This is a genomic window from Herbaspirillum frisingense, assembly GCF_047325095.1.
Classification (GTDB): Bacteria; Pseudomonadota; Gammaproteobacteria; order Burkholderiales; family Burkholderiaceae_D; genus Herbaspirillum; species Herbaspirillum frisingense.
In genome coordinates this window covers 5,106,069-5,133,068 of record NZ_CP168558.1, presented here as the reverse complement: position 1 = coordinate 5,133,068, position 27,000 = coordinate 5,106,069, and the positions used below count along the sequence as shown (strand labels likewise).

The window sequence follows — 27,000 nt, the reverse complement described above, 5'->3', positions numbered from 1 at the left end:
ATGACCGACATCCTGCTGATCCGCCACGGCGAAACCGACTGGAACGTGGACAAGCGCCTGCAAGGGCATATCGACATTCCGCTCAACCAGGCCGGCCAGCGCCAGGTCCTGGCACTGGGCGAGCTGCTGGCCGAGGAGGGCATCGATGCCATCTTCGCCAGCGACCTGCAGCGCGCTCGCGACACCGCGCAGGCGGTGGCCCATGCCAGCGGACGGCAGGTGGCCATCGATACCGGCTTGCGCGAGCGCTGCTATGGCGCCTTCGAAGGTCTGCGCCATGTGGAGATCGAGGCGCGCTATCCCGAGGCCTATCGGCAGTGGAAAGCCCGCGAGCCGGACTTCCGCTACCCGGCCGGCGAGCGTATCGCCGAGACCATGCGCGAGTTCTACGAGCGCTCGGTCGCAGCGGTGCAGCGGGTATTGGCCTCGGGCCCGTACCGCAAGGTGGCCATCGTCACCCATGGCGGCGTGCTGGAGTGCATCCATCACTGGGCCAGCCAGAGCTCCTTCGCCCAGCCGCGCAACTTCGACATCTTCAACGCCAGCGTCAACCGCCTGCACTGGGATGGCCAACGCGCCCATATCCGTTCCTGGGGCGAGATCGGTCACCTCCAGCGCGAGACGCTGGACGAGGTCGACCGCTGAATCAGCACGCCGGGCCGCGGCCCGGATTCTTGCAGGATGGCAATCAGGATTGGCATACTGCCAACAATTGATTTTGCCCAATAAATAATCAGCCCCAAAGATGTAACCGCGCCCGATTCTTGTTGGGCGAGGCCGTCAATCGCGCTAAAATAGCGCCCTTCCCCGTACCTCCCCCTGATCCACGTCGTGAACATTGGGCCTTACTCCCTGCGAAACAACGTGTTCGTCGCTCCCATGGCGGGCGTGACCGACCGTCCATTCCGCCAGCTGTGCAAGCAGCTGGGGGCAGGGTATGCCGTGTCCGAGATGGCGGCTTCCGATCCGCGGCTGTGGCACAGCGAGAAGACCTCGCGCCGTATCAACCACAATGGCGAGATGGAACCCAAGGCGGTGCAGATCGCCGGGGCCGATCCCGTCATGCTGGCCGACTGCGCGAAGTACAACGTCGAGCGCGGCGCCCAGATCATCGACATCAACATGGGCTGCCCGGTCAAGAAGGTCTGCAACAGCTGGTGCGGTTCAGCCCTGCTGCAGGACGAGGAACTGGTGGCGCGCATCCTGGATGCGGTGGTGTCGGCGGTGGACGTGCCGGTGACGCTGAAATTCCGCACCGGCTGGGACCGCGCCAACAAGAACGCCCTGAAGATCGCCGCCCGCGCCCAGGCGGCCGGCATCGCCATGCTGACGCTGCACGGTCGCACCCGCGCCGACGGCTACAGCGGCCATGCCGAGTACGAGACCATCGCCGCCGTGAAGGCTGCCGTCAGTATTCCGGTGGTGGCCAATGGCGACATCACCACGCCCGAAAAGGCGCGCGAGGTCCTGCGCATCACCGGGGCTGATGCCGTCATGGTCGGCCGCGCCGCACAGGGGCGTCCCTGGATCTTCCGCGAGATCGACCACTTCCTGCAGACCGGCGAACATCTGCCGGCGCCGCTGGTGAGCGAGGTCGTGCAACTGATGGATGAACACCTGCAGGCCCACTACGCGTTCTACGGCGAGTACCTGGGCGTGCGCACGGCGCGCAAACATATCGGCTGGTATGTGCGCGAACTTGTCGGCGGCGAGCAGTTCCGTCGCGGCATGAATCGCATCGAAGACTGCAACCAGCAGTTGCAGGCGGTGCGGCAGTTCTTCGCCGACCAGGCAGCGCACGGCGAGCGTCTGCAATACGGTCTGGTGGATGAGGTGGCCCTGGCCGCCTGAGCGAACGAGCAATGGCCCGACCGCCCGGCAGGGACGGAGATCGGGCTTGGGGTAACGGGTATCGGATGCGCCTTGCGCGCAATTGATCAACAACACGGCAGGTCACGCAGGCAGGCGCGCAGTTCACAACGGCGAGCGTCGCCGGCAGTGGCCACACCGGAAAAAAACAGAAGCAGCAACGCCATGAGCAAAGAAAGTATCGAGGATGTCGTCAAGAAGAGCCTGGAAAAGTATTTCCGGGATCTCGGAGAGCAACTCCCCACCAATGTCTACGACATGGTGCTGGCCACGGTCGAAAAACCGGTCTTCGAGACCGTGATGGCGCGCGCCGAGGGTAACCAGTCCCAGGCCGCCGAGATCCTCGGCATCAACCGCAATACGCTGCGCAAGAAGCTGCAGCAGCACGGCCTGCTGTAGACCGCGCAAGGCCGGCGCCGCAGTGCAGGGGGCCGGTTCATGCAGGGGTGCAGCTTCCTTCCACGGTTTTTCAGGTTTCCTTTCCCTTACCAGTCTTGCCTACCATGATCAAACAAGCACTCATTTCCGTATCCGACAAGGCAGGCGTGCTCGAATTCGCGCGCGCGCTGTCCGCCATGGGCGTCAACATCCTGTCCACCGGCGGCACCGCCAAGCTGCTGGCCGACAATGGCGTGCCGGTCACCGAAGTGGCCGACTACACCGGTTTCCCGGAAATGCTGGATGGCCGCGTGAAGACGCTGCATCCCAAGGTGCATGGCGGCATCCTGGCCCGTCGTGACTTCCCCGAGCACGTGGCCGCCCTGGACCAGCACGGCATCCCCACCATCGACATGGTGGTGGTGAACCTGTATCCCTTCCAGCAGACCATTGCCAAGCAAGAGTGCTCCCTGGAAGACGCCATCGAGAACATCGACATCGGCGGCCCGGCCATGCTGCGTTCCTCGGCCAAGAACCACAAGGACGTGATCGTCATCTGCGACCCGACCGACTACGAAGGCGTGCTGGCCGAGCTGAAGTCGGGTGGCGACCTGCCCTACGAAAAGCGCTTCGCGCTGGCCAAGAAGGTCTTTGCCCACACTGCGCAATACGACGGCGCCATTACCAATTACTTCACCTCCCTGGGCGAAGACAAGCAGCACACCACCCGCAGCGCCTACCCGTCCACCCTGAACCTTCACTTTGAGAAGGTCCAGGACATGCGCTATGGGGAAAACCCGCATCAGAGTGCCGCCTTCTACCGCGACATCAAGAAGGTCGAGGGCGCCCTGGCCAACTACACCCAGCTGCAGGGCAAGGAACTGTCCTTCAACAACATCGCCGATGCCGATGCGGCGTGGGAATGCGTCAAGAGCTTCGACCCGGCCACCGAAGCGGCCTGCGTCATCATCAAGCACGCCAACCCCTGTGGCGTGGCCATCGGTGCCAACCCGCTGGAAGCCTACAGCAAGGCGTTGCAGACCGACCCGACCTCGGCCTTCGGTGGCATCATCGCCTTCAACCGCGAAGTGGATGCGGCTGCGGCCGAAGCGGTGGCCAAGCAGTTCCTGGAAGTGCTGATCGCCCCGTCCTTCAGTGCTGAAGCCAAGCAGATCTTCGCCGCCAAGCAGAACGTGCGCCTGCTGGAAATCGCGCTGGGCAATGGCCTGAACGGCTACGACTTCAAGCGTGTCGGCGGTGGCCTGCTGGTGCAGTCGCCGGATGCCAAGAACGTGCTGCTGGCCGACGTGAAGGTGGTCAGCAAGAAGCAGCCGACCCAGCAGCAACTGCAGGACCTGATGTTTGCCTGGCGCGTGGCCAAGTTCGTCAAGTCCAATGCCATCGTCTTCTGCGGCAATGGCATGACCCTGGGTGTGGGCGCCGGCCAGATGAGCCGCATCGACTCCGCCCGCATCGCCTCGATCAAGGCGCAGAACGCCGGCCTGACCCTGGCGGGTTCTGCCGTGGCCTCCGACGCCTTCTTCCCGTTCCGCGACGGCCTGGACGTGGTGGTTGATGCCGGTGCCACCTGCGTCATCCACCCGGGTGGCTCCATGCGCGACCAGGAAGTCATCGACGCCGCCAACGAGCGCGACGTGGTGATGCTGCTGACCGGAACCCGTCACTTCCGTCACTGATCATCTGCATGCTTTAAACAAGAACGCCCGGCCATATGCCGGGCGTTCCTGTTGGTGGGTTCGGTTTGCCTTCGCTGTTGTTTGCGCGGTCGCCTGCGCTCAGGATTGCTCCGGAACCAGGCCCTCATGCATCGCAATCCGGCTCAGCGCCATTTCGAAGCGCTGGCGCGATTCCGCCGTCAATTGCTGCAGGTACTGGTGCAACTGCGCATCGGCCTCGTTGCGATTGGCGCACTGCGCGCTGTAGCGCTCGAACTGCGACAGCTGCATCAGCAACTCCGCCACATGGCGCGGGCATTCGCAGGCCACCGTGGTGGAGCGGTTGGCGAAGGCGATCAACTCATTGTCGCTCCAGCGCCGTGTTACCTGCGCCTGCTGCGACCAGGCCGGTTCGCTGCGCGCCGGCACCGTCAGCGCCATCAGTGCACGCAGCCACTGCAGGATCACCACGTCCGGTTGCGGCGCGCGCAGCAGGCTGATGCCTACCGCCGCCAGCGTTTCGCATACCGCTTCGCTGGCAAAGCCATACAGCACCGCCATCGGCAAGCCACTCAAGGCCGGTGCCGAACTCTCCAGCGCCCCCAGCCAGCCGGCATGCAACTGCGGCTCGTGCAGCAGCAGGGCGTCGACTTCTTCCCGTTTCAGGCTCAGGGCAGCCTGCTGGACGCTCTCGAAGGGGCCCAGCAACTGCAGCGGACGGCCCAGGCGCTGCAGCAGGCCCGGCTTGTCCAGCCGCTGCGCCAGCGTGGCGCCGATCACCGCCACCCGCCACTGGCCCTGCACCGTCTGCGGCGGGGTGGGGCGTACGGCGTGCAGTTCGGCATGGGTGGCCGCGACCTGCTGCAACTGCTCCATGTCCAGGCCGGCCAGGCTGCCGATGGCATGACCAAGCTCGGTCAACTGCCGGATCAAGGCCAGGCGCCGCACATCGGCTTCCGAATACAGACGCTGCCCGCTGGGCGAGAGCTTGCCCTGGGTCAGCGCATAACGACGCTCCCACACGCGCAGGGTCGCCACCGGCATGCGCAACATGCGGGCCACGGCCCCGGTGCGGCGCAATGACTCGGTCGCGGGTTTGTCTGCGGGAGGGGCGGACTGCTGCGGCTGGTCTGTGCTCATGATCTCTCTCGTTGAATCTGGAATGACGCAGAGTATAGGCGATAAATCGCGGATTTGAATCAAGGTTGAACCATTTATTGCGTACAATCCTGAGTCATGAAATCCACCAGCCAGGCCATCGCTCATCGCGGCAACAAGGCGCACTTGCCCAGCAAGCCCTGCGCCGTCTGCGGCTTGCCCATGACCTGGCGGCGCAAGTGGGCCCGTAACTGGGACGAGGTCAGATACTGTTCCGACGCCTGTCGCCGCAAGCGCGCCCACGCTGCTTCCTGAGGAGTCGAGTCATGTACCGCAAACACCAATTCGACCTGGTGCTGGATGCCGTGTCACCGGACGAAGCGGCGCAAGCCGCGCCGCAAGTCCTGGCGACCCCTGCGCTGCCCACCCTGGCCGCCGCCCGCCAGCGTATCGCCGCCGTGCGCCCGGGGGCCTATGCCCGCACCCGCAACAGCCTGGAGGGTGCCGTGACAGGGCTGTCGCCTTACCTCACCCATGGCATGGTCACGTTGCGCGAGGTGCTGGCTGGCGTCTGCGCGCGCCATGCGCTGGAGGTGCAGCACAAGTTCGTCTATGAACTGGGCTGGCGCGCGTTCTACCGCTATGTCTGGGCGCGCCGTGGCGCCCGCATCTTCGATTCGCTGCATCCCGGTCCGCTGCCGGAGTCGGCCTATGCGCGTGAGTTGCCGGCCGATATCCGCGAGGGTGCCACCGGGCTGCCGGTGATCGACCAGGCCGTGCGCACCCTGTATGCCACCGGGACCCTGCACAACCACGCCCGCATGTGGCTGGCCAGCTATATCGTGCATCTGCGCAAGCTGCACTGGCGCGCCGGTGCCGACTGGATGGTCGGTCACCTGCTGGATGGCGACCTGGCCAGCAATCATCTGAGCTGGCAATGGGTGGCCGGCACCGGCAGTCACAAGCCCTATCTCTTCAATGCCGAGAATGTGGCCAAGTACGCGCCTGCTGCCTGGCATAGCCCGGGGACGGTGCTCGACACCAGCTATGAAGCGCTGGGCCAGATCGCCCTGCAGCCCGATCCGGTGGCGCCTGAACCTGCGGCCTCTGCCTGCGCTTGCCCGCGCATTGCCGAGCCCCCCTTGCTGGCGGCACCCCCGGCCAGCCTGGATAGCGTCGCCCCCGACCCGCAGGCCGTGGCCGGGCGCGACGTCTGGCTGGTTCATCCCTGGAGCCTGGGCGAACTGCCAGCTGATCTTGCACCCGATACGCTGGTGGTGGGGCTGTACCTCTCCGACTTCCACCTGTTGTGGCCGTGGAGCCAGCGCCGCTGGGATTTCGTCGGCGCGCGCATGCGCGAGCTTGCGCCGCTGTGCTGGCACGGCGACGCCGCCAGCGTGGGACGCGCCCTGAAGGTGGCACGCAGCGTGCGCTGCCAGTCCGATCCGCACCTGGCACCGTGGCTGCCGCTGTGGGCGCAATGCAGCGCGCCGCCAGGACTGTTTCCGGCGGTGGACAAGCCCAGCGATCTGTTCACTCAGTGGTGGCGACGCAGCACCCATGGCCTGCGCGACGCGGCAGAGCTGCTGGCACGGGAGGGCCACTGCGATGGCTGACGGCGAGGAACGCAACAGCGGGAATCAGAAGGATGAGCTGACCGTGCTCTACGACGGCGCCTGTCCGCTTTGCCGCCGTGAGATCGGTCTGTACCAGCGCCTTGGTGAGCAGGCGCCGCTGCGCTTCTGCGACATCAGCCAGCCCGATCGTGGCTCCGACTTGCCATCCGGCCTGACGCGCGAGCAGCTCCTGGCGCGCTTCCATGTGCAACGCGCCGACGGAGTGGTCTTCAATGGGGCAGCGGCCTTCGTGCAGCTATGGGCGAGCTTGCCGGGCTGGCGCTGGCTGGCCCGTCTGGCGCGCCTGCCCGGGATGCTGTGGCTGATGGAGCGCTCCTACCGTGGCTTCCTGCACCTGCGGCCGGCGCTCCAGCGTCTGGTCCTGCGCCTGGAAGGGCGCTCGCGGCGGTCCTGATGTCGGTCGGCCTGGTCTGGTTCAAGCGCGACCTGCGCTTGCGCGATCATCAACCGCTGGCGCAGGCGGCACAGTGCGAACGCGCCTTTGGCTTGTTCATCATCGAACCGGCCTGGTTGCAGAGTTTCGAATGCGATCCGCGCCACGTGGATTTCCTGCTGCGCTCGCTGCAGCCGCTGCAGATCGAGCTGCGACAGCGTGGCATGCCGCTGTTGGTGCGCATCGGCGAGGCGGTGCAGGTGCTGGAAGTGCTGCGTCGTGAATGGAACGTCACCCATCTCTTCAGCCACGAAGAAACCGGCCCCGCCTGGAGCTACGCCCGTGATATTTCAGTCGGCCGCTGGAGTCGCATCCAGCATGTCCACTGGCAGGAATGGCCGCAGACCGGCGTGATCCGCCGCCTGCGCAGTCGCGATGGCTGGGCCGCGTGCTGGCTGCAGCGCATGGAGGCGCCGCAGGTGGCGATGCCTGCCGGCTTTCACGCCCCGCCGGGCATGCAGCCCGATCCGCTGCCCACGCTGGCCGATCTCGGCCTGCCCACGCCGCGCCTGCAGCCGCCCGCCGGGGAAGCCGATGCCTGGGAGCGCCTGCGCGCCTTTCTCGGCGGTGATGGACGCGATTACCGGCGGGCTCTGTCCAGCCCCCTGACTGCGCCTGAAGCCTGCAGCCGTCTCAGCGCGCACCTGGCCTTCGGCACGTTGTCCATGCGCAGCGTGCACCAGGCCACCGAGCTGGCCATCGAACACACACCGGACCGCGAGCTGGCCTACGGTCTGCGCGGCTTTTCCAGCCGCCTGCGCTGGCATTGCCACTTCATGCAGAAGCTGGAAGACCAGCCCGATCTCGAATGGCGCAATATCGCCCGCTCGCTCGATGGCCTGCGCCCCGGAGATGGCGGGCCGTGGGGCGCACTGGCACAGGAACGCTTCGATGCCTGGTGCGAAGGGCGTACCGGCTATCCCATGGTGGACGCCTGCATGCGCCAGCTATGCAGCACCGGCTGGCTCAACTTCCGCATGCGCGCCATGCTGGTCAGCTTCGCCGCCTACCACCTGTGGCTGCATTGGCGCGCGCCGGGATTGTTCCTGGCACGCCAGTTCCTGGATTTCGAACCCGGCATCCACTGGAGCCAGATGCAGATGCAATCCGGCACCACCGGCATCAATACCTTGCGCATCTATTCGCCGGCCAAGCAGGCGCGGGACCATGATCCCCTGGGTGAGTACGTCCGGCGCTGGGTGCCGGAATATGGCACGCCAGCCTATCCCGCGCCCATCGTCGACGAAAAGAGCGCGCTGGCCCAGGCCAAGGAGGCGCTCTATGGCCACCGTCACAGCCCGGTCGCCCGTCAGGAAGCCGACGCCATCCAGGACAGGCACGGCTCGCGCAAGAGCGGCCTGCCCGCGACCACGCAGCGACGCGGCCGCAAAAAGACCGCCGACCCCGGTCAGGGCGTGTTGTTCTAGGGCCTGGGTCGGTCCGATCGGTTAGACTGGCGGGCATGAAAATCCTCGGTATCGACCCTGGCTTGCGCACCACCGGTTTCGGAGTCATCCACAAGCAGGGCAACACGCTGTCCTATATCGCCTCCGGCACCATCAAGACGCCGGATGGCGATTTGCCGTCCCGGCTCAAGGTGATCCTCTCCAGCGTCGGCGAGGTGGTGCGGACCTATGCACCTGATTGCGCCGCCATCGAGAAGGTGTTCGTCAACGTCAACCCGCAATCCACGCTGCTGCTGGGGCAGGCCCGGGGCGCGGCGATCTGCGCCATGGTCGCGGCTGACCTGGCGGTGGCCGAATACACGGCGCTGCAGGTCAAGCAGGCCGTGGCCGGCCATGGACGGGCGCAAAAGGCGCAGGTGCAGGAAATGGTGGCGCGGCTGCTGAAACTGCCCGGGTTGCCCGGTACCGACGCCGCCGATGCGCTGGGCGTGGCGATCTGCCATGCGCACGGGGGAGGGGTCTTGTCCGACCTGGGGGCGCTGGCCCCGGCGCTGGCGCGCAAGGGCATCCGCATGCGCGGCGGGCGGCTGGTCGGTTAGTTTTTCGTCCTGAAGAGCGACAGCACGCGCTGCGCCAGCTTCACTATCACCAGCACCACCGCACCGGCGACCACGCCGAAGAGCGCATTCAATACCGCAGGCACAATCGCGCCCAGTACCGGGCCGATCACCGCAACGCCCTCTGCGGCAACCGCTGCCGCTTCGATGGCGTGATGGGCGAACGGCAGGCCGTGGGTCAGGATGCCGCCGCCCACCATGAACATGGCGACGGTGCCGATCACCGACAGGCTGCGCATCATCTTCGGCGCCGCCGCCAGGATGGCGCGGCCCACCACAGCCTTCAGACGGCCCCAGGCGCTGGGGCCGGCGTGCTGCACCAGGTAGAGCCCACCATCGTCGAGCTTGACGATGCCCGCCACCAGGCCATAGACACCGGCCGTCATGATCAGCGCAATGCCCACCAGCACCGTGATCTGCTGCTGCAGCGGGGCGCCGGCCACCGTCCCCAGCGTGATGGCGATGATCTCGGCCGAGAGGATGAAGTCGGTGCGCACGGCATCCTTGATCTTCTCGCGCTCGTAGCTGACCGGGTCGACTTCCTCGGGCGCGGTGGCTGCGACCTCGTGGTGTTGCTCGTCATGCGGCAGGTATTTGTGGGCCAGTTTCTCGAAGCCCTCGAAGCACAGGAAGGCGCCACCCAGCATCAGCAGCGGCGTCACCGCCCAGGGAATGAAGGCGCTGATGGCCAGCGCCGCCGGCACCAGGATGGCCTTGTTCTTCAGCGAGCCCTTGGCGACCGCCCACACCACCGGCAGTTCGCGCTCGGCGCGCACGCCGCTGACCTGCTGGGCATTGAGGGCCAGGTCGTCGCCCAGCACGCCGGCGGTCTTCTTGGCCGCCATCTTGGTCATCAGGGAAACATCGTCGAGCACCGTGGCGATGTCGTCGATCAATGCGAAGAAGGCGCTGCCGGCCATGGTTGTCCTTTATTCAAGCTTGTTATCGTTGGATACTGTTTATCCGAACAGTGCTGTATCATCCCGGGATTATCACAGAAGCTGCAGCTCACGCACATCAAAGACGCCATGATCGGTCGCCTCTCAGGAATTCTTCTAGAAAAAATCCCCCCGAATCTGCTGGTCGACTGCCAGGGCGTCGGCTACGAGGTGGTGGTGCCGATGAGCACCTTCTACAACCTGCCCGGGCTGGGTGAGAAGGTGACGCTGCTGACCCACCTCGCCATCCGCGAGGATGCCCACATCCTGTTCGGGTTTGGGACCGCCGAGGAACGCAATACGTTCAAGGAGCTGATCAAGATTTCCGGCGTCGGCGCCCGTACCGCGCTGGCCATCCTCTCGGGCATGTCGGTGGCCGACCTGGCCCAGGCCGTCACGCTGCAGGAGGCCGGTCGCCTGACCCGCGTGCCGGGCATCGGCAAGAAGACCGCCGAACGCCTGTTGCTGGAACTGAAGGGCAAGCTCGGTGCCGACCTGGGCGCGGTGGCCGGCGTGGTCCACAGCGACGCCACGGCCGACATCCTCAACGCCCTGCTGGCACTGGGTTATTCGGACAAGGAAGCCAGCCTGGCCATGAAGCAGGTTCCCAAGGACGCCAGCGTCTCGGACGGCATCAAGCATGCCCTCAAGGCCCTCTCCAAGGGCTAGGTCAGGGCCGACAAGGATCAGAGCATGAGCATCCAGACCGACGATTTCTCCGAACAGCGCATCATCGCCGCCACTCCGGCCTCGGCCAACGAGGAGGCCATCGAACGCGCCCTGCGGCCCAAGCACCTGGACGAATACGTCGGCCAGGAAAAGGTCCGCGCCCAGCTGGAAATCTTCATCTCGGCCGCCCGCAAGCGCGGCGAACCGCTCGACCACACCCTGCTGTTCGGCCCGCCCGGCCTGGGCAAGACCACCATGGCCCATATCATCGCCCGCGAGATGGGCGTGAACCTGCGCCAGACCTCCGGCCCCGTGCTGGAGCGCGCCGGCGACCTGGCCGCGCTCCTGACCAATCTGGAAGCCAACGATGTGCTCTTCATCGACGAGATCCACCGCATGTCGCCGGTGGTGGAGGAAATCCTCTACCCGGCCCTGGAGGATTATCAGATCGACATCATGATCGGTGAAGGTCCGGCAGCCCGCTCGGTCCGGCTGGACCTGCAACCCTTCACCCTGGTCGGCGCCACCACCCGCGCCGGCATGCTGACCAACCCGCTGCGCGACCGCTTCGGCATCGTCGCCCGGCTGGAGTTCTACACCCCGCCCGAGCTGGCGCGCATCGTCACCCGCAGCGCCGGACTGCTCAACGCCCCCATCGTTGACGATGGCGCGCTGGAAATCGCCCGCCGCAGCCGTGGCACGCCGCGTATCGCCAACCGCCTGCTGCGCCGGGTGCGCGACTATGCCGAAGTCAAGGGCCAGGGCCGCATCACCCGCGAGATGGCCGACGCCGCCCTGGTCATGCTGGACGTGGACCCGGTCGGCTTCGACCTGATGGACCGCAAGCTGCTGGAGGCCGTGCTCTTCAAGTTCGGCGGCGGACCGGTGGGGCTGGACAACCTGGCCGCTGCCATCGGCGAGGAACGCGACACCATCGAAGACGTGCTGGAACCCTACCTGATCCAGCAGGGTTACCTGCAACGTACCCCGCGTGGCCGCATCGCCACCGGCGCGGCCTACCAGCACTTCGGCGTGGCAGCCCCGCGCACCGGTCCCAATGGCGAGCTGTGGGGCGCCTGACCCATCCGTGACATTCAGTTTTCTCGTCAGTTAAGTGACTTTTGCAGCAGCTGAAAAACAGCATGACGCGTGGCGAGGCAATCAGATGAAATTTTTGTCAGATCTCGTCAAAAAGCGAGTTTTTGCTTGTGCAAAAATTAATCGTCATCGACAATGGATAGCTATTCACTATCTTTCGATGTGAGCCCTCCATGCTAATGTCGAGCCAAGCCCTTCGATACGCGCATCAGCTGCTCGATGCGCGCGCCCAGTCTCGCATCATCCCGCGCATCTCCGAATCCGAACCGCTGTCGGTGGACGATGCCTACGACATCGCCCACAACATCCGCAATATCCGCGTGGCCCAGGGCGAGCAGCCCATCGGCCGCAAGATCGGCTTCGTGGTGCGCAAGAACTGGGAACGTTACGGCATCATCGACGACACCCGCATCCCCACCTGGGCGCCGATGTGGGACACCACCGTGCGCTTTGCCGAGGACAACCACGGCGCGCAATCGCTGGCCGGTGCGGTGCAACCGCGTATCGAGCCGGAAATCGTCCTCAAGCTTGGCAAGACCCCGGCCCCCGATGCCTCGCTGGATGAACTGGCCGACTGCCTGGAGTGGATGGCGCATGGTTTCGAAATCGTGGTCTGCCCCTTCCCCAACTGGGAATTCACGGTGGCCGATTCGATTGCCGCCTTCGGCCTGCACGGCACCCTGATCGTGGGCGAGCCGCATGTACTCTCCTCGGCCACCAAGCATCACCTGCCGCAGATCCTGGCCAGCGCCAGCGTCTCGCTGTCCTGCAATACCGAGAGTTCGAGCGTGCTGCGTGCCGCCGGCTTCTGCAATGACGAGATGGACAGCCCCCTGCACGCGCTGTGGCACCTGCACCAGCTGTTGCAGAAGCAGAGCCGCTTCCGCCAGTTGCAGGCGGGCGAAATCATCAGCACCGGCACCTGGACCGACGCCTGTCCGATCGAACCGGGACAGACCTGGACCACCGCTTTCTCCGGCGTGACCCTGCCGGGTCTGACGGTATCCTTCGTCTAGCTACGGGACGGCGTTTTCATCTTGGCCATCTGGGTTGATGCGGACGCCTGTCCGGGCGTGATCAAGGAGATGCTGTTCCGGGTCGCCGACCGTACCGGCATCATCGTCACGCTGGTGGCCAACCGGCCGCTGCGCACCCCGCCTTCACGCTTCATCAAATCCATGGTGGTTCCGGCCGGCTTCGACGTGGCCGATCGCGAGATCGCCCGCCAGGTCGCGCCCGGAGACCTGGTGATCACGGCCGACATCCCGCTGGCGGCCGACGTCATCGGCCGCGGCGCGCTGGCGCTCAATCCGCGCGGCGAGCTCTATACCGGCCAGAACATCGGCCATCACCTCAGCACCCGCAACTTCATGGAAGAACTGCGCAGCAGCGGCGTGGAAACCGGCGGCCCGGCCGCCTTCAGCACCAGCGACGGGCGCGCTTTCGCCCGTGAACTGGACCGCTACGTCCTCAAGGCCGCCCGCCCCGCCTGAGTCGCGCTTACTGTTCGCGCAGCCAGGTCTGGGTCCGACCCAGCATGGGCATGCCGACATAGCCGCGCACGTTGAGCTTCTGGCCATCGTCGACCACGCTCAGCTTGCTCTTGTAGACCTTGCCATTGGCCGGATCGATGATTTGCCCACCGTTGTACTCGTCCCCGTCCTTCTTCAGGCCCGACAGAATGGTCATGCCGATGACCGGCTTGTCCTTGAGCTCGCCCTCGCATTTCTGGCAGACCGGGTTCTGGTCTTCCTCGGGGGCGCGGAACAGCTTTTCTATCCGGCCGCTCAACTCGCCATTGTTCTCGGTGATGCGGATCAGTGCCTTGGGCTTGCCGGTGGAGTCGTCGATACTCTTCCACAGGCCCAGCGGCGAGCCATCGGCCCAGGCGGCGGTGCTGGCCAGCAGGCCGGCGATAAGGAGGGTGCGCCCGAGCAGGCGAGAGGGGGATGTGGTGCGGGTCATGCTGGTCTCCTGTTGATCAAGTCGAATGCCATAAAAAAAGCACGATTGTTCTAATTTTTTCGATCCAGTCTAGACAAGCCCGCCCTGCAAGGCAAGCACAAAAAACAAAAGCCGCCGTCCCGGACGGGGACGACGGCTTTGGCAGGAAAAGGCCGGCTTACTTCAGCTTGGCCAGTTGTTCCTTCACTTTCTCCAGCGTTGCACTGAAGTTGGCGACACGCTCCTTCTCCTGCGCCACCACGGCCTCAGGGGCACGCGCCACGAAGCTCTCGTTGGACAGCTTGCCGTTGGCCTTGGCGATCTCGGTGGTCAGGCGGGTGACTTCCTTGCCCAGGCGCTCACGCTCGGCGGCCACATCGATTTCCACCTTGAGCATCAGTTTGACTTCGCCGACGATGGCCACCGGTGCCGGCGACTCCGGCAGTTGCGCCACGATCTGCGCTTCCGACAGGCGTACCAGGCCTTGCAGGTAGGGCAGGAAGGACTCCACCGCAGCGGTGTCGGCCGCTTCCACGATCAGCGGTACACGCAGCGACGGCGCCAGTTGCATCTCGCCACGCAGGTTGCGGCAGGCATCGGTGTAGGCCTTGAACTGGGCGACCCAGGCTTCGGCTTCGGTGTCGATCTTGTCCAGGTCCGGACGCGGATAGGCCTGGCGCATGATGGAGTCGCCCGCCGGATCGGGCTTGCGGTCCGTCAGCGGCGCTACACTCTGCCACAGCTGTTCGGTGATGAAGGGCAGCACCGGGTGGGCCAGGCGCAGCACGCTTTCCAGCACGCGCAGCAGGGTGCGGCGGGTGGCGCGCTGTTGCGCCTCGTTGCCGCTCTGGATCTGGGCCTTGGCCATTTCCAGGTACCAGTCGCAATACTCGTCCCAGACGAACTTGTAGATGGCAGTGGCGATGTTGTCGAAGCGATAGTCGGCAAAGCCCTTTTCCACCTCGGCCTCGGTACGCTGCAGCAGCGACACGATCCAGCGGTCAGCCTTGGAGAACTGCAATTGCTCCTTGTCGCACACGCCCTTGACATGACCGTCGAAACCGCAGTCCTGGCCTTCGGTATTCATCAGCACGAAGCGGGTGGCGTTCCACAGCTTGTTGCAGAAGTTGCGATAGCCTTCGCAGCGGTTCAGGTCGAAGTTGATGTTGCGGCCCAGGGTCGCCAGCGAGGCGAAGGTGAAGCGCAGCGCATCGGTGCCGAAGGCCGGGATGCCCTCGGCGAATTCCTTGCGGGTGGCCTTCTCGATGCTGGGTGCCCGCTTGGGATCCATCAGGCCAACCGTACGCTTTGCCACCAGATCGTCCACCCCGATGCCGTCGATCAGGTCGATCGGGTCCAGCGTATTGCCCTTGGACTTGGACATCTTCTGACCCGAGGCATCGCGCACCAGGCCGTGCACGTAGACGGTGTCAAACGGCACCTTGCCGGTGAAGTGCGTGGTCATCATGACCATGCGCGCCACCCAGAAGAAGATGATGTCGAAGCCCGTCACCAGCACCGACGAGGGCAGGAACAGCTTGTAATCCGGGGTTTCTTCCGGCCAGCCCAGAGTGGAGAAGGGCACCAGCGCCGAGGAGAACCAGGTGTCGAGCACGTCTTCATCGCGCTTGACGGTCTTGCCGCCGGCCTGTGCCTTGGCCTCTTCTTCGGTACGGGCGACATAGATGCCGCCGTCCTCGTCATACCAGGCCGGAATCTGGTGGCCCCACCACAGCTGGCGCGAAATACACCAGTCTTGGATGTTGTTGAGCCACTGGTTGTAGGTATTGGTCCAGTTCTCGGGCACGAACTTGATCTCGCCCGAAGACACCTTCTCCAGCGCGGTCTCGGCAATCGATTTGCCCGGGAAGTAGGTCCCTTCCGGCGCCGGCTTGCTCATGGCCACGAACCACTGGTCGGTCAGCATCGGCTCGATGACCACGCCGGTACGGTCACCACGCGGCACCATCAGCTTGTGCGGCTTGACCTGTTCCAGCAGGCCCAATGCATCCAGGTCCGCCACGATCTGCTTGCGCGCCTCGAAGCGATCCAGACCCTGATACTTCTCGGGAGCGTTCTCGTTGATGGTCGCCTTGAGGGTGAAGACGCTGATCTTTTCCAGGTTGTGGCGGGCGCCGACCTGGTAGTCGTTGAAGTCGTGCGCCGGGGTGATCTTCACGCAGCCGGTGCCGAATTCCTTGTCGACGTATTCATCCTGGATGATGGGAATCTCGCGGCCCACCAGCGGCAGCTTGATCATCTTGCCCACCAGCGGCGCATAGCGCTCGTCGGTCGGGTCCACGGCCACGGCGACGTCGCCCAGCATGGTTTCCGGACGGGTGGTGGCGACCACGATGTGACCGCTGCCATCGGCCAGCGGATACTTGATGTGCCACATGGAGCCGTCTTCTTCCTCCGACACCACTTCCAGGTCCGAGACGGCGGTGCCCAGCACCGGGTCCCAGTTCACCAGGCGCTTGCCGCGATAGATCAGGCCTTGTTCGTAGAGGCGCACGAACACCTCGGTGACGGCCTTGGACATCTTCGGGTCCATCGTGAAGTATTCACGGGCCCAGTCGGTGGAGGCGCCCATGCGGCGCATCTGGCCGGTGATGGTGGAACCGGATTTCTCTTTCCACTCCCACACCTTCTCGACGAACTTTTCACGGCCCAGGTCGTGGCGCGAGACCTTTTGCGCATCCAGCTGGCGTTCCACCACGATCTGGGTGGCGATACCGGCGTGGTCGGTACCGGGAATCCAGGCGGTGTTGAAACCGCGCATGCGGTGGTAGCGCGTCAGGCCATCCATGATGGTCTGGTTGAACGCGTGACCCATGTGCAGGGTGCCGGTCACATTGGGCGGCGGCAGCTGGATGGAAAACGAGGGCTTCTCCGCGTCGGTGGTGGCGGCGAAGTAACCGCGCTTTTCCCACTCCTCGCGCCAGAATTTCTCAATCTCGGCAGGCTCGAACGACTTGGCTAATTCCATGATTTGACGTGTGTTTTTGCGAAACCCAACATTATAAGGGACGGGGAGGGCAAATCCCTCCACGGGCGCGAAATTGACGCGTCCCCGGGGGCAGGGCAGAAATACGCTAGGGCGACCCTCAACATGTTGCTGCCAGGCAGCCTGACGGCTTCAATTGCCGTGCTGCACCTCCAGCTCATCCAAAATGAAGCCTTGTTCATCGCCGTATTTGGAGTAGAATCCGGCCCACGACAAGGTCCGCGCAAGCGGCCCGCGTCGCATCGCTAGGGGTCCTGGCACCGGAGCACATGCTCTGGCAGCCGGGTGAGAAATACCCTTGAACCTGATCTGGATAATGCCAGCGAAGGGAAGCAACCGGCAGCATGACGTACCCACGGCACCGTCCCATCCCCGCCGTCCGTCCTCTTCCGCAACCTCCTTTGCTGGCTCCGAGCCAAGAGTCATCAAGCAAAGGAGCCGAAATGAATGCCAACCCGAAATTCCTGTCCGCGACGGCCACCGTCGACGAGGCAGCCGTCCAGCCTCTCCCGAATTCCCGCAAAATCTACGTGACCGGCTCGCGCCCGGACATCCGCGTGCCCATGCGCGAGATCAGCCAGGCCGATACCCCGGCCATGTTCGGCTCGGAAAAGAATCCCCCGATCTATGTCTACGACACCTCCGGCCCCTACACCGACCCGGACGTCAAGATCGACATCCGCGCCGGTCTCTCCACGCCGCGCCTGCCCTGGATCCTGGAGCGCGACGATACCGAAGAGCTGCCCGGCCCCACCTCCGAATACGGCCAGCAGCGCCTGAACGACCCGGCCCTGGCCGAGCTGCGCTTCAACCTGCACCGCAAGCCGCGTCGTGCCAAGGCGGGTGCCAATGTCACGCAGATGCACTACGCGCGCCGGGGCATCATCACCCCCGAGATGGAATTCATCGCCATCCGCGAAAACCTGCGCCGCAAGGAATACCTGGAGCAACTGAAGGCCTCCGGCCCCATGGGCAACAAGCTGGCCGACCTGATGGGCCGCCAGCACCCGGGCCAATCCTTCGGTGCGTCGATCCCGACCGAGATCACGCCGGAATTCGTGCGTGAGGAAGTCGCCCGTGGCCGCGCCATCATCCCCGCCAACATCAACCACCCGGAAGTGGAGCCGATGATCATCGGTCGCAATTTCCTGGTCAAGATCAATGCCAACATCGGCAATTCCGCCGTGACCTCCTCCATCGGCGAGGAAGTGGAAAAGATGACCTGGGCCATCCGCTGGGGCGGCGACAACGTCATGGACCTGTCCACCGGCAAGAACATCCATGAAACCCGGGAATGGATCATCCGCAATTCGCCGGTGCCGATTGGCACCGTGCCGATCTACCAGGCGCTGGAAAAGGTCAATGGCAAGGCCGAAGACCTGACCTGGGAAATCTTCCGCGACACCCTGATCGAACAGGCCGAGCAGGGCGTGGACTACTTCACCATCCACGCCGGCGTGCGCCTGCAATACGTACCGCTGACGGCCAAGCGCATGACCGGCATCGTCTCGCGGGGCGGCTCCATCATGGCCAAGTGGTGTCTGGCGCATCATCGCGAGTCCTTCCTCTACGAACACTTCGAAGAGATCTGCGAGATCATGAAGGCCTACGACGTCAGCTTCAGCCTGGGCGATGGTTTGCGTCCGGGTTCGATCTATGACGCCAACGACGAAGCCCAGCTGGGCGAGCTGCGCACCCTGGGCGAGCTGACCCAGATCGCCTGGAAGCACGACGTGCAGGTCATGATCGAAGGCCCCGGCCACGTGCCCATGCACCTCATCAAGGAAAACATGGACCTGCAGCTGGAGCAGTGCCACGAAGCGCCGTTCTACACCCTCGGCCCCTTGACCACCGACATCGCCCCCGGCTACGACCACATCACCTCCGGCATCGGCGCCGCGCAGATCGGCTGGTACGGCACGGCCATGCTGTGCTACGTCACCCCCAAGGAACACCTGGGCCTGCCCAACAAGACGGATGTGAAGGACGGCATCATCACCTACAAGATCGCCGCCCACGCCGCCGACCTGGCCAAGGGCCATCCCGGCGCGCAGATCCGCGACAACGCCCTGTCCAAGGCACGCTTCGAGTTCCGCTGGGAAGACCAGTTCAACATCGGCCTGGACCCGGACAAGGCGCGTGAATTCCACGACGAGACCCTGCCCAAGGACTCGGCCAAGGTGGCGCATTTCTGCTCCATGTGCGGCCCGCACTTCTGCTCCATGAAGATCACCCAGGAAGTGCGCGACTACGCTGCCAAGGAAGGCATCTCCGAGATCGACGCCTTGAAGCAGGGCATGGAAGTGAAGTCGGTCGAGTTCGTCAAGATGGGCGCCGAGATCTACTCGAAGCAGTAAGCGCAGCCATGCAGATCGAACTGAACGGCAAGCCTCACCCGCTGCCCGACGGCGCCACGCTGGAACAGCTCATTGCCGGCCTCTCCCTGGCCGGCAAGGCGGTGGCCGTGGCGGTCAATCGCCAGGTGGTGCCCGGTGCGCGCTGGCCCACGCACGCGCTGGCCGAGGCTGACAAGGTAGATGTGGTGCGTGCCATCGGCGGCGGCTAACTGCCTATCGCCATGCAGCGCATCTCACAGACAAGGAAACGACATGAACATGAATGACGCCCCCCTTCAGCAAGAAGACCAGGGCCTGACCATCGCCGGCAAGACCTATCGCTCGCGCCTGCTGGTGGGTAGCGGCAAATACAAGGACCTCGACGAAACCCGCGCGGCCACCGTCGCCAGCGGCGCCGAGATCATCACGGTGGCGATCCGCCGCGTCAACATCGGCCAGGACCCCAACGCTCCCAGCCTGCTGGACGCGGTGCCGCCCTCCGAATTCACCATCCTGCCCAATACCGCAGGCTGCTACAACGCCGCCGATGCCGTCTACACGCTGCAACTGGCGCGTGAACTGCTGGGCGGCCACAAGCTGGTCAAGCTGGAAGTGCTGGGCGATGAGAAGACGCTCTTCCCCAACATGCCCGAAACCCTCAAGGCCGCCGAAACGCTGGTCAAGGATGGCTTCGACGTGATGGTCTATTGCAGCGACGACCCCATCCAGGCGCGCATGCTGGAAGACCTGGGCGTGGCCGCGGTCATGCCGCTGGCCTCGCTGATCGGTTCCGGCATGGGCATCCTCAATCCCTGGAACCTGTCGCTGATCATCGAGCAGTCGCGCGTGCCGGTGCTGGTCGATGCCGGTGTGGGAACCGCCTCGGACGCCGCCATCGCCATGGAACTGGGCTGTGATGGCGTGCTCATGAACACCGCCATTGCCGGCGCGCGCGACCCCATCCGCATGGCACGCGCCATGAAGCTGGCCGTGGAAGCAGGTCGTGAAGCCTTCCTCGCCGGTCGCATCCCGCGCAAGTTCGCTGCCTCGCCATCCTCGCCGATGGCGGGTCGCGTGGCCTGACGATGCAAGCCGCCTATCGTCCCACGCCGCCCTGCGTGCTGGTCTTCTCCGGTTCCGACCCCAGCGGCGGGGCCGGCATGCAGGCCGATATCCCGGCCATCACGGCGCTGGGGTGTCACCCGTTGTCGGTACCTACGGCGCTGACGGTGCAGGACAACGTCAGCGTCTTCGCCGTGCATGCGCTCGATCCGGATCTGGTGTGCTACCAGGCCCAGGTCTTGATCGACCGTTTCGATATCGCCGCCGTCAAGCTGGGCATCGCCGGCAGTCATGCCAATGCGGAGATGATTGCGTCGCTGATCCGGCAATTGCGCAAGCGCAATCCAGAGATGCCGGTGGTGCTTGATCCGGTGCTGGCCAACGGCCGTGGCGACCAGCTTTCGCGCGACGATGCGGCGCAGGTGATCGAACCCCTGTACGCACTGGCCACCGTGATCACGCCCAACCTCAACGAGGCGCGCCGTCTGTGTGGCGATGTCTCACCGGCGCGTCAGGCGGCGCTGTTGATGGAGCGCGGTTGCGCCCATGTGTTGCTCAAGGGCGGGCATGGCCCGCAGGAGCAGGATGTGGTCAATCGCTGGTATGGGCAGTTGTTCCGTTCCGAATTTGCGCAGGAAGCCGTCGAAAGCGCCCGCTGGCGCTGGAGCCGGCTGCCGGATGAATTCCATGGCAGCGGCTGCACGCTGGCGGCGGCGCTGTCGGCCGGCCTGGCACGCGGCCTCTCCATGCGCGCAGCCATCGACCTGGCCCAGCAATACACCCAGCATGCCTTGTCCACGTCCTACGCCATCGCCGCCGGGCAGCGTATCCCCCATCGCGTTCCCGCGTTCGAACCTGTTGTTGATGCCGCCCCGGCGGCAGGAGCCTGAGATGAAACCTGACTACGCCAACCATCTGCGCGGCCTCTACATCGTCACCCCGGATTGGGATGACACCGCGCAACTGCTGGCGGCCACCGAGCTGGCCCTGCAGAACGGCGCCGCACTGGTACAGTATCGCCACAAGACTGCCGACCCCGCCCAACGGCGCGACCAGGCCAGTGCCTTGCTGGCCCTGTGCCGCCGGTATGAGGTGCCGCTGATCATCAACGACCATGTGGCCCTGTGCCTGGAGATCGATGCCGACGGCATCCACGTCGGCGGCACCGATGCCTCCATTGCCGAGGTGCGGCAGGCCGTCGGCCCGGATCGCATCGTCGGCGCCTCCTGCTACGGCACGCTAGAGCTGGCGCATGCGGCCTATCGCGATGGCGCCAGCTACGTGGCCTTCGGCGGCTTCTATCCTTCGCGGGTGAAAAAGTATGACTTCCGCACCGCGCCGGAGATCATCGCGCAATCCAAACGCGAGATTGCCCTGCCGGTGGTGGTGATCGGTGGCATCACCCTGGAAAATGCGCCGCCTTTGGTGGCACAGGGGGCCGACATGGTGGCCGTCATCAGCAGCGTCTATCTGGTGCCGGTGGCCGAGCGCAAGACACGGGAGTTGGCCGATCTTTATCGCTCATGAATGGCGTCGATGAAGACCGTTCGGACTGAGTAGCCGCCTGGCGGCGTATCGAAGGCGCGCAGACGCTTGCACACGGTCCTGCGCCTTCGATACGACCCTGCGGGTCTACTCAGTCCGAACGGTAGCGAGAAAAAAATGCCGTTCGCAAGAACGGCATTTTTTTATTGAGTGATACGGATCAGCCTTCCAGCAGGCTGCGCAGCATCCACGCATTCTTTTCATGCAGTTGCATGCGCTGGGTCAGCAGGTCGGCGGTCGGCTCGTCGGCAGCGGCATCGACGGCGGGGAAGAGCGAACGCGCGGTGCGGGTCACGGCTTCCTGGCCGGCTACCAGCTGGGCGATCATTTCCTGGGCGTTCGGCACGCCATCGGCTTCGGGGATCGAGGACAGCTTGGCGAATTCCTTGTACGAACCCGGTGCCGGATAGCCCAGGGCGCGGATGCGTTCGGCGATCAGGTCCACGGCCAGCGCCAGTTCGGTGTACTGGCCTTCGAACATCAGGTGCAGGGTATTGAACATCGGACCGGTCACGTTCCAGTGGAAGTTGTGGGTCTTCAGGTACAGCGTGTAGGTATCGGCCAGCAGCTTGGACAGGCCGTCGGCAATCTTCTTGCGGTCCTTGTCGTTGATGCCGATGTTGATCGAGGGGGCTGCCACGTTTTTCTTTGCCATCTTTCGCTCCTTAGCTGTTCGGTTTTTCGTAAGCGGGTGAACACAACATTGAGATTCTATTGCAAATCGCACAGGGACAAGCTGCGGCCACGCAATCTATTGATAGGACAGTGAGGCCGACGTTCCCGATTTCAATCGATTTTTGCGATCAATGCAGGCCTATAAATCAATGGGGCCGATAGATAAAAATCGATCGGCCCCATCGTTTTATTGTTCTCGTCGTATTTAGATCATGGCTTGCCGCGTTGCTGCGCGCTGCGATACAGCGACAGCGACAAGGCCACCGCGCCGATGGCCGCAATGGCCGCGAACAGGAAGACCTGTGGATACCCCAGCTGGCCGGCGATGGCACCGGCCACCGGACCGGTGATGCCCAGCGCCAGGTCGAGGAAGACGGAATATGCCGCCAGTGCCGCGCCGCGATTGGCGGGCGACACCAGGTTCACCGCTTCCACCCCCAGTGACGGGAACACCAGCGCGAAACCGAAGCCGGCCAGGCCTGCGCCCAGCAATGCCAGTTCCGGCGTGGTGGCGCTCCACAGCAGCAGCAGGCCCACCGCTTCGGTCAGGAAGCTGACCACCGCCACCCGGTAACCACCGAAGCGCGTGATGGAATTGGCGAACAGCAGGCGCGCACCGACGAAGGCACTGGAGAAGGCCGTCAGCGCAAAGGCCGCGCCGCTCCAGTGCTGGTCGGCGTAATACAGCGTGATGAAGGTGGCGATCGAGCCGAAGCCGATGGTGCCGAAGGCCAGGCCCATGCCATAGGCGAACACCTTGCGCAGCACCAGCTTGAAGGACAGCTGTTCGCCCTGCACCACCGGCGTGACCGGGCCGCCACGGGCCAGCACATAACCCAGTACGGTCAGCAGCATGCCGGCCAGGCCGATCACGGCAAAGCCCAGCGAACGATCCAGCACCACGCCCAGCGGCGCACCGATGGCCAGCGCCGCATAGGTGGCGATGCCGTTCCAGGAAATCATCTTGGCGGTGTTTTCCGAGCCCACGCGCCCCACGCCCCACATGATGGCGCCGGTACCGACCAGGCTCTCGCCCAGGCCCAGGAAGGCGCGGCTGGTGAAGAGCAGCACCAGCGACAGGAACGGCAGCGGCTGCGCCAGTGCCGACAGCAACAGCAGACCACCACTGGCCGAGCACAGCAGCATGCCGCGCATCACAGTCTGCTTGGCGCCCACGGTATCGATCATGCGGCCGGCGTTGGCACGACTGACGAAGGTGGCGAAATACTGCACGCTGATGCCCAGCCCGGCGACCACCGAGCTATAGCCCAGGTCCAGGTGGATATAGCCCGGCAACACCGCCATCGGGATGCCGATGGCCAGGTAGACCAGGAAGGTGAAGAAGGCGGTGGCGATGATCTGGCGCGTGACCTTCACTGGCGGCAGGGCGCGCACGGCTGCCGGCGCAGCGGCGGAAACGGGTGTGGAACCTGGACTACAGGAATCGTCGGACATGGCGGGGGAATTCGGAATGAGGAGGCTGCGCGCGCCGATGCGCGTGAACAGCAGTCCGAATTTTACTCCCGCCACAAAAATGCTGCAGGACAGCAAAAGATTTTTACCTGTCGATTCAGCAACTTAGTGGCATTTGTGCGACGTCGCTTGCCCGCAGGATGCGCGTCAACGGGTGCAGCGTAGCGCCGCCGTAGCCCGCTCACGCACGGCCGGTGCATAGTCGGCACCGAGGATTTCCGGCTCCAGCTCGGCCAGGTCCCGTTGCACGGCCGGCTCACACCAATGGCCTTTCAGGCGGACCAGCGCGGCCAGCAGGTCGGGCGTGAGGCGGTCCAGCACCGGGCGCACCTGCCGTGCCAGGTCGGGCGGATTGGCGAAGGGGGCATGCTGTTCCACCCGCCACTGGCGATGCAGGTCGCGCTGCACGATCTTGCCGGCATCGAACTGGTCCTGGAAGAAGCGCCGGGTCCAGGCCACGTCCAGGCCGAGAGCTTGTGCCCGGGCCGCCACATCGTCCAGGATCAGGGCTTCGCGTGCCGGGTCGTCGATGGGCGCGTGCGAATTCCACTTGCTACGCGCCACCGGTGCCGCCACGTCCAGGCGCGTCTTCTGCAGTGTCAGCAACTGTTCGACATCGGCGCGCGAGGCCGGCGGCGGGGTGGTGGCACAGGCCGTCAGGAGCAGGGCGGACAGGATGGTGAGCAGGCGGGACATCGGCAGGCGGGACATCGGCATGGGGAGCATGGGGCAGCAGGACCGTGAAGAAGGACGGATGAGGGCGCCGTAAAGACCATGGCAAGCGCCGCCCGGCAGTATAGCGCCAGCGCCGGCTGCCCGGCGCCCTCGCCAGCGCCTTATAATCGCGGGATGCAAAATCTTCTCCACAACCTCAACGAAGAGCAGCTCGCCGCCGTGACCCTGCCGGCGCAGTCCGCCCTGATCCTGGCCGGTGCCGGCTCCGGCAAGACCCGCGTGCTGACCACCCGCATCGCCTGGCTGATCCAGACCGGACAGGTCTCGCCGGCCGGCATCCTGGCCGTGACCTTCACCAACAAGGCTGCCAAGGAAATGACCTCGCGCCTGTCGGCCATGCTGCCCATCAATACCCGGGGCATGTGGATCGGCACCTTCCACGGGCTGTGCAACCGCCTGCTGCGCGCGCATCACAAGGATGCCGGACTGCCGCAGACCTTCCAGATCCTCGACACGCAAGACCAGCTCTCGGCCATCAAGCGCCTGTTGAAGCAGATGAACGTGGACGATGAAAAGTATCCGCCGCGCAACCTGATGTACTTCATCAACAGCGCCAAGGATCAGGGCCTGCGCGCCAAGGACGTCGATGCCTACGACGACTACAACCGCAAGTTCGTCGAGCTCTACGACCTCTACGACCAGCAGTGCCAGCGTGAGGGCGTGGTCGATTTCGCTGAACTGCTGTTGCGCACCTACGAACTGCTGTCGCGCAACCAGCCGCTGCGCGAGCACTACCAGAGCCGCTTCCGCCACATCCTGGTGGACGAGTTCCAGGATACCAACGACCTGCAGTACAAATGGCTCAAGCTCATGGCCGGCAACCACAACGCGGTCTTCGCGGTGGGTGACGACGACCAGAGCATCTACGCCTTCCGTGGCGCCAACGTGGGCAACATGTCGGCCTTCGAACAGGAATTCCACGTCGAGAACCTGATCAAGCTGGAGCAGAACTACCGCTCCCACGGCCACATCCTGGATGCCGCCAACGAACTGATCGCCAACAACAGCAAGCGCCTGGGCAAGAACCTGCGTACCGACGCCGGCCATGGCGAGCAGGTACGGGTCTTCGAGGCCACCAGCGACCTGCAGGAAGCGCAGTGGATCATCGAACAGGTCAAGGACCTGATCGCCGAAGGCTGGTCGCGCAGCGAGATCGCCATCCTCTACCGTTCCAACGCGCAATCGCGGGTGCTGGAGCATGCGCTGTTCAGCTCGGCCATTCCCTACCGCGTCTATGGCGGCCAGCGCTTCTTCGAGCGCGCCGAAATCAAGCACGCCATCGCCTACCTGCAGTTGATGGACAACCTGCACAATGACTCGGCCTTCCTGCGGGTGGTCAATTTCCCCACCCGCGGCATCGGTGCCAAGGCCATGGAGTCCCTGCAGGATGCAGCGCGTCAGTATGGCTGCTCGCTCTATGCCGCCGTGCCTTACGTGGCCGGCAAGGCCGGTTCTTCGCTGAATGCCTTCGTCAAGCTGATCGAAGGCGCGCGCTTCGAGACCCAGCATCTGCCCTTGCCGGAGACGGTGAAGGTGGTGCTGGACCTGTCCGGCCTGATCACGCACTATCGCAACGAGAAGGAAGGCGCTGACCGCATCGAGAACCTGGAGCAGCTGGTCAGTGCGGCCACGCTCTTCGTTTCCGAAGAAGGCTATGGCCTGGATGCGCCGGCCTTCCTCGGTCCGCAGGCGCAGGCCACGGCCGGCACCGCCATCACCACCGCCGACGGCGTGGAAGTGATCGATGCCGATGCGCCGCTGGTCACCATCATGTCGCCGCTGTCGGCCTTCCTCTCGCATGCCTCGCTGGAAGCCGGCGACAACCAGGCCCAGGCCGGCCAGGATGCGCTGCAACTGATGACGGTGCACTCGGCCAAGGGCCTGGAGTTCGACGCGGTCTTCATCACCGGCATGGAAGAGGGCCTGTTCCCGCACGAGAACAGCGCCAAGGAAGAGGGCGGGGTGGAAGAAGAGCGCCGCCTGATGTACGTGGCCATCACCCGCGCCCGCAAGCGCCTGTTCATGACCTTCTCGCAGACCCGCATGCTGCACGGCCAGACCCGCTACAACATGCGCTCACGCTTCTTCGACGAGTTGCCCGAGCAATCCATCAAGTGGCTGTCACCCAAGATCGCCCAGCACCACTGGTTCGCCAATCCCAAGTCGGCCTGGGATGAGGTGCCGGAAGCGGGCAACAACAAGATCGCCCAGAGCTTCTCGCGCCAGACCGACTCCGGCTGGCGCATCGGTCAGAACGTCGCCCATGCCAAGTTCGGCGAAGGCGTCATCGTCAACATCGAAGGGGGCGGCGGTGCGGCACGGGCGCAGATCAACTTCGGCAAGTTCGGCATGAAGCTGCTGGACCTGTCGGTGGCCAAGCTGGACAAGATCTGATCGCACCGAG

General features: G+C 64.6%; 26 protein-coding genes and 1 riboswitch. Of the genes, 19 read left to right on the top strand and 7 right to left on the bottom strand.

The window, feature by feature from the left end; translation table 11 throughout:
• The 4 genes from ACEOAC_RS23355 (at nucleotide 1) to purH (ending at nucleotide 3,944) form a co-directional block, all read left to right on the top strand.
• The gene (locus ACEOAC_RS23355; protein ID WP_413444840.1) at nucleotides 1-645 is read left to right on the top strand and encodes a histidine phosphatase family protein; all 645 of its coding nucleotides are present in this window, start codon (nucleotides 1-3) and stop codon (nucleotides 643-645) included.
• Nucleotides 646-831: 186 nt separating this feature from the next.
• Nucleotides 832-1,851, top strand: a complete 1,020-nt coding sequence (dusB, locus tag ACEOAC_RS23350; protein ID WP_413444839.1) for a tRNA dihydrouridine synthase DusB — start codon at nucleotides 832-834, stop codon at nucleotides 1,849-1,851.
• Between the two features lie 183 nt (nucleotides 1,852-2,034).
• Entirely contained in the window at nucleotides 2,035-2,268 is a 234-nt protein-coding gene (locus ACEOAC_RS23345) for a Fis family transcriptional regulator (RefSeq protein WP_006463627.1), read from the top strand.
• A gap of 104 nt (nucleotides 2,269-2,372) precedes the next feature.
• Nucleotides 2,373-3,944 (top strand): bifunctional phosphoribosylaminoimidazolecarboxamide formyltransferase/IMP cyclohydrolase, encoded by a 1,572-nt coding sequence (purH, locus tag ACEOAC_RS23340; protein WP_413444838.1) that lies wholly within the window; start codon nucleotides 2,373-2,375, stop codon nucleotides 3,942-3,944.
• 99 nt (nucleotides 3,945-4,043) lie between these two features.
• Here the strand turns inward: purH and ACEOAC_RS23335 are convergent, their stop codons facing one another.
• Nucleotides 4,044-5,063: a MerR family transcriptional regulator gene (locus ACEOAC_RS23335; protein ID WP_102663880.1), complete on the bottom strand. Its 1,020-nt coding sequence runs from the start codon at nucleotides 5,061-5,063 to the stop codon at nucleotides 4,044-4,046.
• Between the two features lie 96 nt (nucleotides 5,064-5,159).
• Between ACEOAC_RS23335 and ACEOAC_RS23330 the strand changes: the two genes are divergently transcribed.
• The 5 genes from ACEOAC_RS23330 to ruvC are packed head-to-tail and all read left to right on the top strand — an operon-like array spanning nucleotide 5,160 to nucleotide 9,096.
• The gene (locus ACEOAC_RS23330) at nucleotides 5,160-5,336 is read left to right on the top strand and encodes a DUF2256 domain-containing protein (RefSeq protein WP_413445997.1); all 177 of its coding nucleotides are present in this window, start codon (nucleotides 5,160-5,162) and stop codon (nucleotides 5,334-5,336) included.
• 11 nt (nucleotides 5,337-5,347) lie between these two features.
• Nucleotides 5,348-6,637, top strand: coding sequence for an FAD-binding domain-containing protein (locus tag ACEOAC_RS23325; RefSeq protein ID WP_413628602.1), 1,290 nt, complete (start codon nucleotides 5,348-5,350; stop codon nucleotides 6,635-6,637).
• Complete coding sequence (locus ACEOAC_RS23320; protein ID WP_413445780.1) at nucleotides 6,630-7,052, top strand: thiol-disulfide oxidoreductase DCC family protein; 423 nt, start codon at nucleotides 6,630-6,632, stop codon at nucleotides 7,050-7,052. The genes ACEOAC_RS23325 and ACEOAC_RS23320 overlap by 8 nt, the downstream gene beginning before the upstream one ends.
• A complete protein-coding gene (locus ACEOAC_RS23315) occupies nucleotides 7,052-8,518 on the top strand; it encodes an FAD-binding domain-containing protein (RefSeq protein WP_413628601.1) in 1,467 nt (488 codons plus the stop codon). The genes ACEOAC_RS23320 and ACEOAC_RS23315 overlap by 1 nt, the downstream gene beginning before the upstream one ends.
• A gap of 35 nt (nucleotides 8,519-8,553) precedes the next feature.
• Entirely contained in the window at nucleotides 8,554-9,096 is a 543-nt protein-coding gene (gene ruvC / locus ACEOAC_RS23310; protein ID WP_006463633.1) for a crossover junction endodeoxyribonuclease RuvC, read from the top strand.
• Here ruvC and ACEOAC_RS23305 read toward each other — a convergent pair.
• On the bottom strand, nucleotides 9,093-10,034 hold the full coding sequence (locus tag ACEOAC_RS23305; protein ID WP_413445330.1) for a DUF808 domain-containing protein: 942 nt from the start codon (nucleotides 10,032-10,034) through the stop codon (nucleotides 9,093-9,095). The genes ruvC and ACEOAC_RS23305 overlap by 4 nt on opposite strands.
• A gap of 108 nt (nucleotides 10,035-10,142) precedes the next feature.
• Between ACEOAC_RS23305 and ruvA the strand changes: the two genes are divergently transcribed.
• The 4 genes from ruvA (at nucleotide 10,143) to ACEOAC_RS23285 (ending at nucleotide 13,312) form a co-directional block, all read left to right on the top strand.
• The gene (gene ruvA, locus ACEOAC_RS23300; protein WP_077235750.1) at nucleotides 10,143-10,721 is read left to right on the top strand and encodes a Holliday junction branch migration protein RuvA; all 579 of its coding nucleotides are present in this window, start codon (nucleotides 10,143-10,145) and stop codon (nucleotides 10,719-10,721) included.
• A 24-nt stretch (nucleotides 10,722-10,745) separates the two neighbouring features.
• The gene (gene ruvB, locus ACEOAC_RS23295; protein WP_006463636.1) at nucleotides 10,746-11,801 is read left to right on the top strand and encodes a Holliday junction branch migration DNA helicase RuvB; all 1,056 of its coding nucleotides are present in this window, start codon (nucleotides 10,746-10,748) and stop codon (nucleotides 11,799-11,801) included.
• A gap of 191 nt (nucleotides 11,802-11,992) precedes the next feature.
• On the top strand, nucleotides 11,993-12,835 hold the full coding sequence (locus ACEOAC_RS23290; RefSeq protein WP_199181621.1) for a 2-keto-4-pentenoate hydratase: 843 nt from the start codon (nucleotides 11,993-11,995) through the stop codon (nucleotides 12,833-12,835).
• A 21-nt stretch (nucleotides 12,836-12,856) separates the two neighbouring features.
• Nucleotides 12,857-13,312 (top strand): YaiI/YqxD family protein, encoded by a 456-nt coding sequence (locus ACEOAC_RS23285; RefSeq protein WP_324875477.1) that lies wholly within the window; start codon nucleotides 12,857-12,859, stop codon nucleotides 13,310-13,312.
• 7 nt (nucleotides 13,313-13,319) lie between these two features.
• Here the strand turns inward: ACEOAC_RS23285 and ACEOAC_RS23280 are convergent, their stop codons facing one another.
• Both ACEOAC_RS23280 and ACEOAC_RS23275 read right to left on the bottom strand, forming a co-directional pair.
• The gene (locus tag ACEOAC_RS23280) at nucleotides 13,320-13,784 is read right to left on the bottom strand and encodes a DUF2147 domain-containing protein (protein ID WP_413443834.1); all 465 of its coding nucleotides are present in this window, start codon (nucleotides 13,782-13,784) and stop codon (nucleotides 13,320-13,322) included.
• 157 nt (nucleotides 13,785-13,941) lie between these two features.
• Nucleotides 13,942-16,752: a valine--tRNA ligase gene (locus ACEOAC_RS23275; RefSeq protein WP_413443835.1), complete on the bottom strand. Its 2,811-nt coding sequence runs from the start codon at nucleotides 16,750-16,752 to the stop codon at nucleotides 13,942-13,944.
• A gap of 255 nt (nucleotides 16,753-17,007) precedes the next feature.
• Nucleotides 17,008-17,118, top strand: a riboswitch (TPP riboswitch).
• A 95-nt stretch (nucleotides 17,119-17,213) separates the two neighbouring features.
• Between ACEOAC_RS23275 and thiC the strand changes: the two genes are divergently transcribed.
• The 5 genes from thiC to thiE are packed head-to-tail and all read left to right on the top strand — an operon-like array spanning nucleotide 17,214 to nucleotide 21,695.
• Nucleotides 17,214-19,127: a phosphomethylpyrimidine synthase ThiC gene (gene thiC, locus ACEOAC_RS23270; RefSeq protein WP_413443836.1), complete on the top strand. Its 1,914-nt coding sequence runs from the start codon at nucleotides 17,214-17,216 to the stop codon at nucleotides 19,125-19,127.
• Nucleotides 19,128-19,135: 8 nt separating this feature from the next.
• Complete coding sequence (gene thiS, locus ACEOAC_RS23265) at nucleotides 19,136-19,336, top strand: sulfur carrier protein ThiS (protein WP_006463642.1); 201 nt, start codon at nucleotides 19,136-19,138, stop codon at nucleotides 19,334-19,336.
• Between the two features lie 43 nt (nucleotides 19,337-19,379).
• The gene (locus tag ACEOAC_RS23260; protein WP_077235744.1) at nucleotides 19,380-20,189 is read left to right on the top strand and encodes a thiazole synthase; all 810 of its coding nucleotides are present in this window, start codon (nucleotides 19,380-19,382) and stop codon (nucleotides 20,187-20,189) included.
• A gap of 2 nt (nucleotides 20,190-20,191) precedes the next feature.
• Nucleotides 20,192-21,058, top strand: coding sequence for a bifunctional hydroxymethylpyrimidine kinase/phosphomethylpyrimidine kinase (gene thiD, locus ACEOAC_RS23255; protein WP_413443837.1), 867 nt, complete (start codon nucleotides 20,192-20,194; stop codon nucleotides 21,056-21,058).
• 1 nt (nucleotide 21,059) lies between these two features.
• The gene (gene thiE / locus ACEOAC_RS23250; RefSeq protein ID WP_413443838.1) at nucleotides 21,060-21,695 is read left to right on the top strand and encodes a thiamine phosphate synthase; all 636 of its coding nucleotides are present in this window, start codon (nucleotides 21,060-21,062) and stop codon (nucleotides 21,693-21,695) included.
• A 178-nt stretch (nucleotides 21,696-21,873) separates the two neighbouring features.
• Here the strand turns inward: thiE and ACEOAC_RS23245 are convergent, their stop codons facing one another.
• The 3 genes from ACEOAC_RS23245 to aroQ form a co-directional block, all read right to left on the bottom strand.
• Nucleotides 21,874-22,368, bottom strand: a complete 495-nt coding sequence (locus ACEOAC_RS23245; protein WP_006463646.1) for a Dps family protein — start codon at nucleotides 22,366-22,368, stop codon at nucleotides 21,874-21,876.
• A 230-nt stretch (nucleotides 22,369-22,598) separates the two neighbouring features.
• Nucleotides 22,599-23,843: an MFS transporter gene (locus ACEOAC_RS23240; protein ID WP_039875518.1), complete on the bottom strand. Its 1,245-nt coding sequence runs from the start codon at nucleotides 23,841-23,843 to the stop codon at nucleotides 22,599-22,601.
• Between the two features lie 165 nt (nucleotides 23,844-24,008).
• Nucleotides 24,009-24,587 (bottom strand): gamma subclass chorismate mutase AroQ, encoded by a 579-nt coding sequence (aroQ, locus tag ACEOAC_RS23235; RefSeq protein WP_413443839.1) that lies wholly within the window; start codon nucleotides 24,585-24,587, stop codon nucleotides 24,009-24,011.
• Nucleotides 24,588-24,710: 123 nt separating this feature from the next.
• Between aroQ and ACEOAC_RS23230 the strand changes: the two genes are divergently transcribed.
• Nucleotides 24,711-26,990, top strand: a complete 2,280-nt coding sequence (locus tag ACEOAC_RS23230) for a UvrD-helicase domain-containing protein (protein WP_006463649.1) — start codon at nucleotides 24,711-24,713, stop codon at nucleotides 26,988-26,990.
• Nucleotides 26,991-27,000 lie beyond the last annotated feature (10 nt).

Coding starts and splice junctions, on each gene's coding strand:
- ACEOAC_RS23355 (WP_413444840.1), top strand. CDS start 1: ATGACCGACATCCTGCTGATCCGCCACGGCGAAACCGACTGGAACGTG.
- ACEOAC_RS23345 (WP_006463627.1), top strand. CDS start 2,035: ATGAGCAAAGAAAGTATCGAGGATGTCGTCAAGAAGAGCCTGGAAAAG.
- purH (WP_413444838.1), top strand. CDS start 2,373: ATGATCAAACAAGCACTCATTTCCGTATCCGACAAGGCAGGCGTGCTC.
- ACEOAC_RS23335 (WP_102663880.1), bottom strand. CDS start 5,063: ATGAGCACAGACCAGCCGCAGCAGTCCGCCCCTCCCGCAGACAAACCC.
- ACEOAC_RS23330 (WP_413445997.1), top strand. CDS start 5,160: ATGAAATCCACCAGCCAGGCCATCGCTCATCGCGGCAACAAGGCGCAC.
- ACEOAC_RS23325 (WP_413628602.1), top strand. CDS start 5,348: ATGTACCGCAAACACCAATTCGACCTGGTGCTGGATGCCGTGTCACCG.
- ACEOAC_RS23320 (WP_413445780.1), top strand. CDS start 6,630: ATGGCTGACGGCGAGGAACGCAACAGCGGGAATCAGAAGGATGAGCTG.
- ACEOAC_RS23315 (WP_413628601.1), top strand. CDS start 7,052: ATGTCGGTCGGCCTGGTCTGGTTCAAGCGCGACCTGCGCTTGCGCGAT.
- ruvC (WP_006463633.1), top strand. CDS start 8,554: ATGAAAATCCTCGGTATCGACCCTGGCTTGCGCACCACCGGTTTCGGA.
- ACEOAC_RS23305 (WP_413445330.1), bottom strand. CDS start 10,034: ATGGCCGGCAGCGCCTTCTTCGCATTGATCGACGACATCGCCACGGTG.
- ruvA (WP_077235750.1), top strand. CDS start 10,143: ATGATCGGTCGCCTCTCAGGAATTCTTCTAGAAAAAATCCCCCCGAAT.
- ruvB (WP_006463636.1), top strand. CDS start 10,746: ATGAGCATCCAGACCGACGATTTCTCCGAACAGCGCATCATCGCCGCC.
- ACEOAC_RS23290 (WP_199181621.1), top strand. CDS start 11,993: ATGCTAATGTCGAGCCAAGCCCTTCGATACGCGCATCAGCTGCTCGAT.
- ACEOAC_RS23280 (WP_413443834.1), bottom strand. CDS start 13,784: ATGACCCGCACCACATCCCCCTCTCGCCTGCTCGGGCGCACCCTCCTT.
- ACEOAC_RS23275 (WP_413443835.1), bottom strand. CDS start 16,752: ATGGAATTAGCCAAGTCGTTCGAGCCTGCCGAGATTGAGAAATTCTGG.
- thiC (WP_413443836.1), top strand. CDS start 17,214: ATGAATGCCAACCCGAAATTCCTGTCCGCGACGGCCACCGTCGACGAG.
- thiS (WP_006463642.1), top strand. CDS start 19,136: ATGCAGATCGAACTGAACGGCAAGCCTCACCCGCTGCCCGACGGCGCC.
- ACEOAC_RS23260 (WP_077235744.1), top strand. CDS start 19,380: ATGAACATGAATGACGCCCCCCTTCAGCAAGAAGACCAGGGCCTGACC.
- thiD (WP_413443837.1), top strand. CDS start 20,192: ATGCAAGCCGCCTATCGTCCCACGCCGCCCTGCGTGCTGGTCTTCTCC.
- thiE (WP_413443838.1), top strand. CDS start 21,060: ATGAAACCTGACTACGCCAACCATCTGCGCGGCCTCTACATCGTCACC.
- ACEOAC_RS23245 (WP_006463646.1), bottom strand. CDS start 22,368: ATGGCAAAGAAAAACGTGGCAGCCCCCTCGATCAACATCGGCATCAAC.
- ACEOAC_RS23240 (WP_039875518.1), bottom strand. CDS start 23,843: ATGTCCGACGATTCCTGTAGTCCAGGTTCCACACCCGTTTCCGCCGCT.
- aroQ (WP_413443839.1), bottom strand. CDS start 24,587: ATGCTCCCCATGCCGATGTCCCGCCTGCCGATGTCCCGCCTGCTCACC.
- ACEOAC_RS23230 (WP_006463649.1), top strand. CDS start 24,711: ATGCAAAATCTTCTCCACAACCTCAACGAAGAGCAGCTCGCCGCCGTG.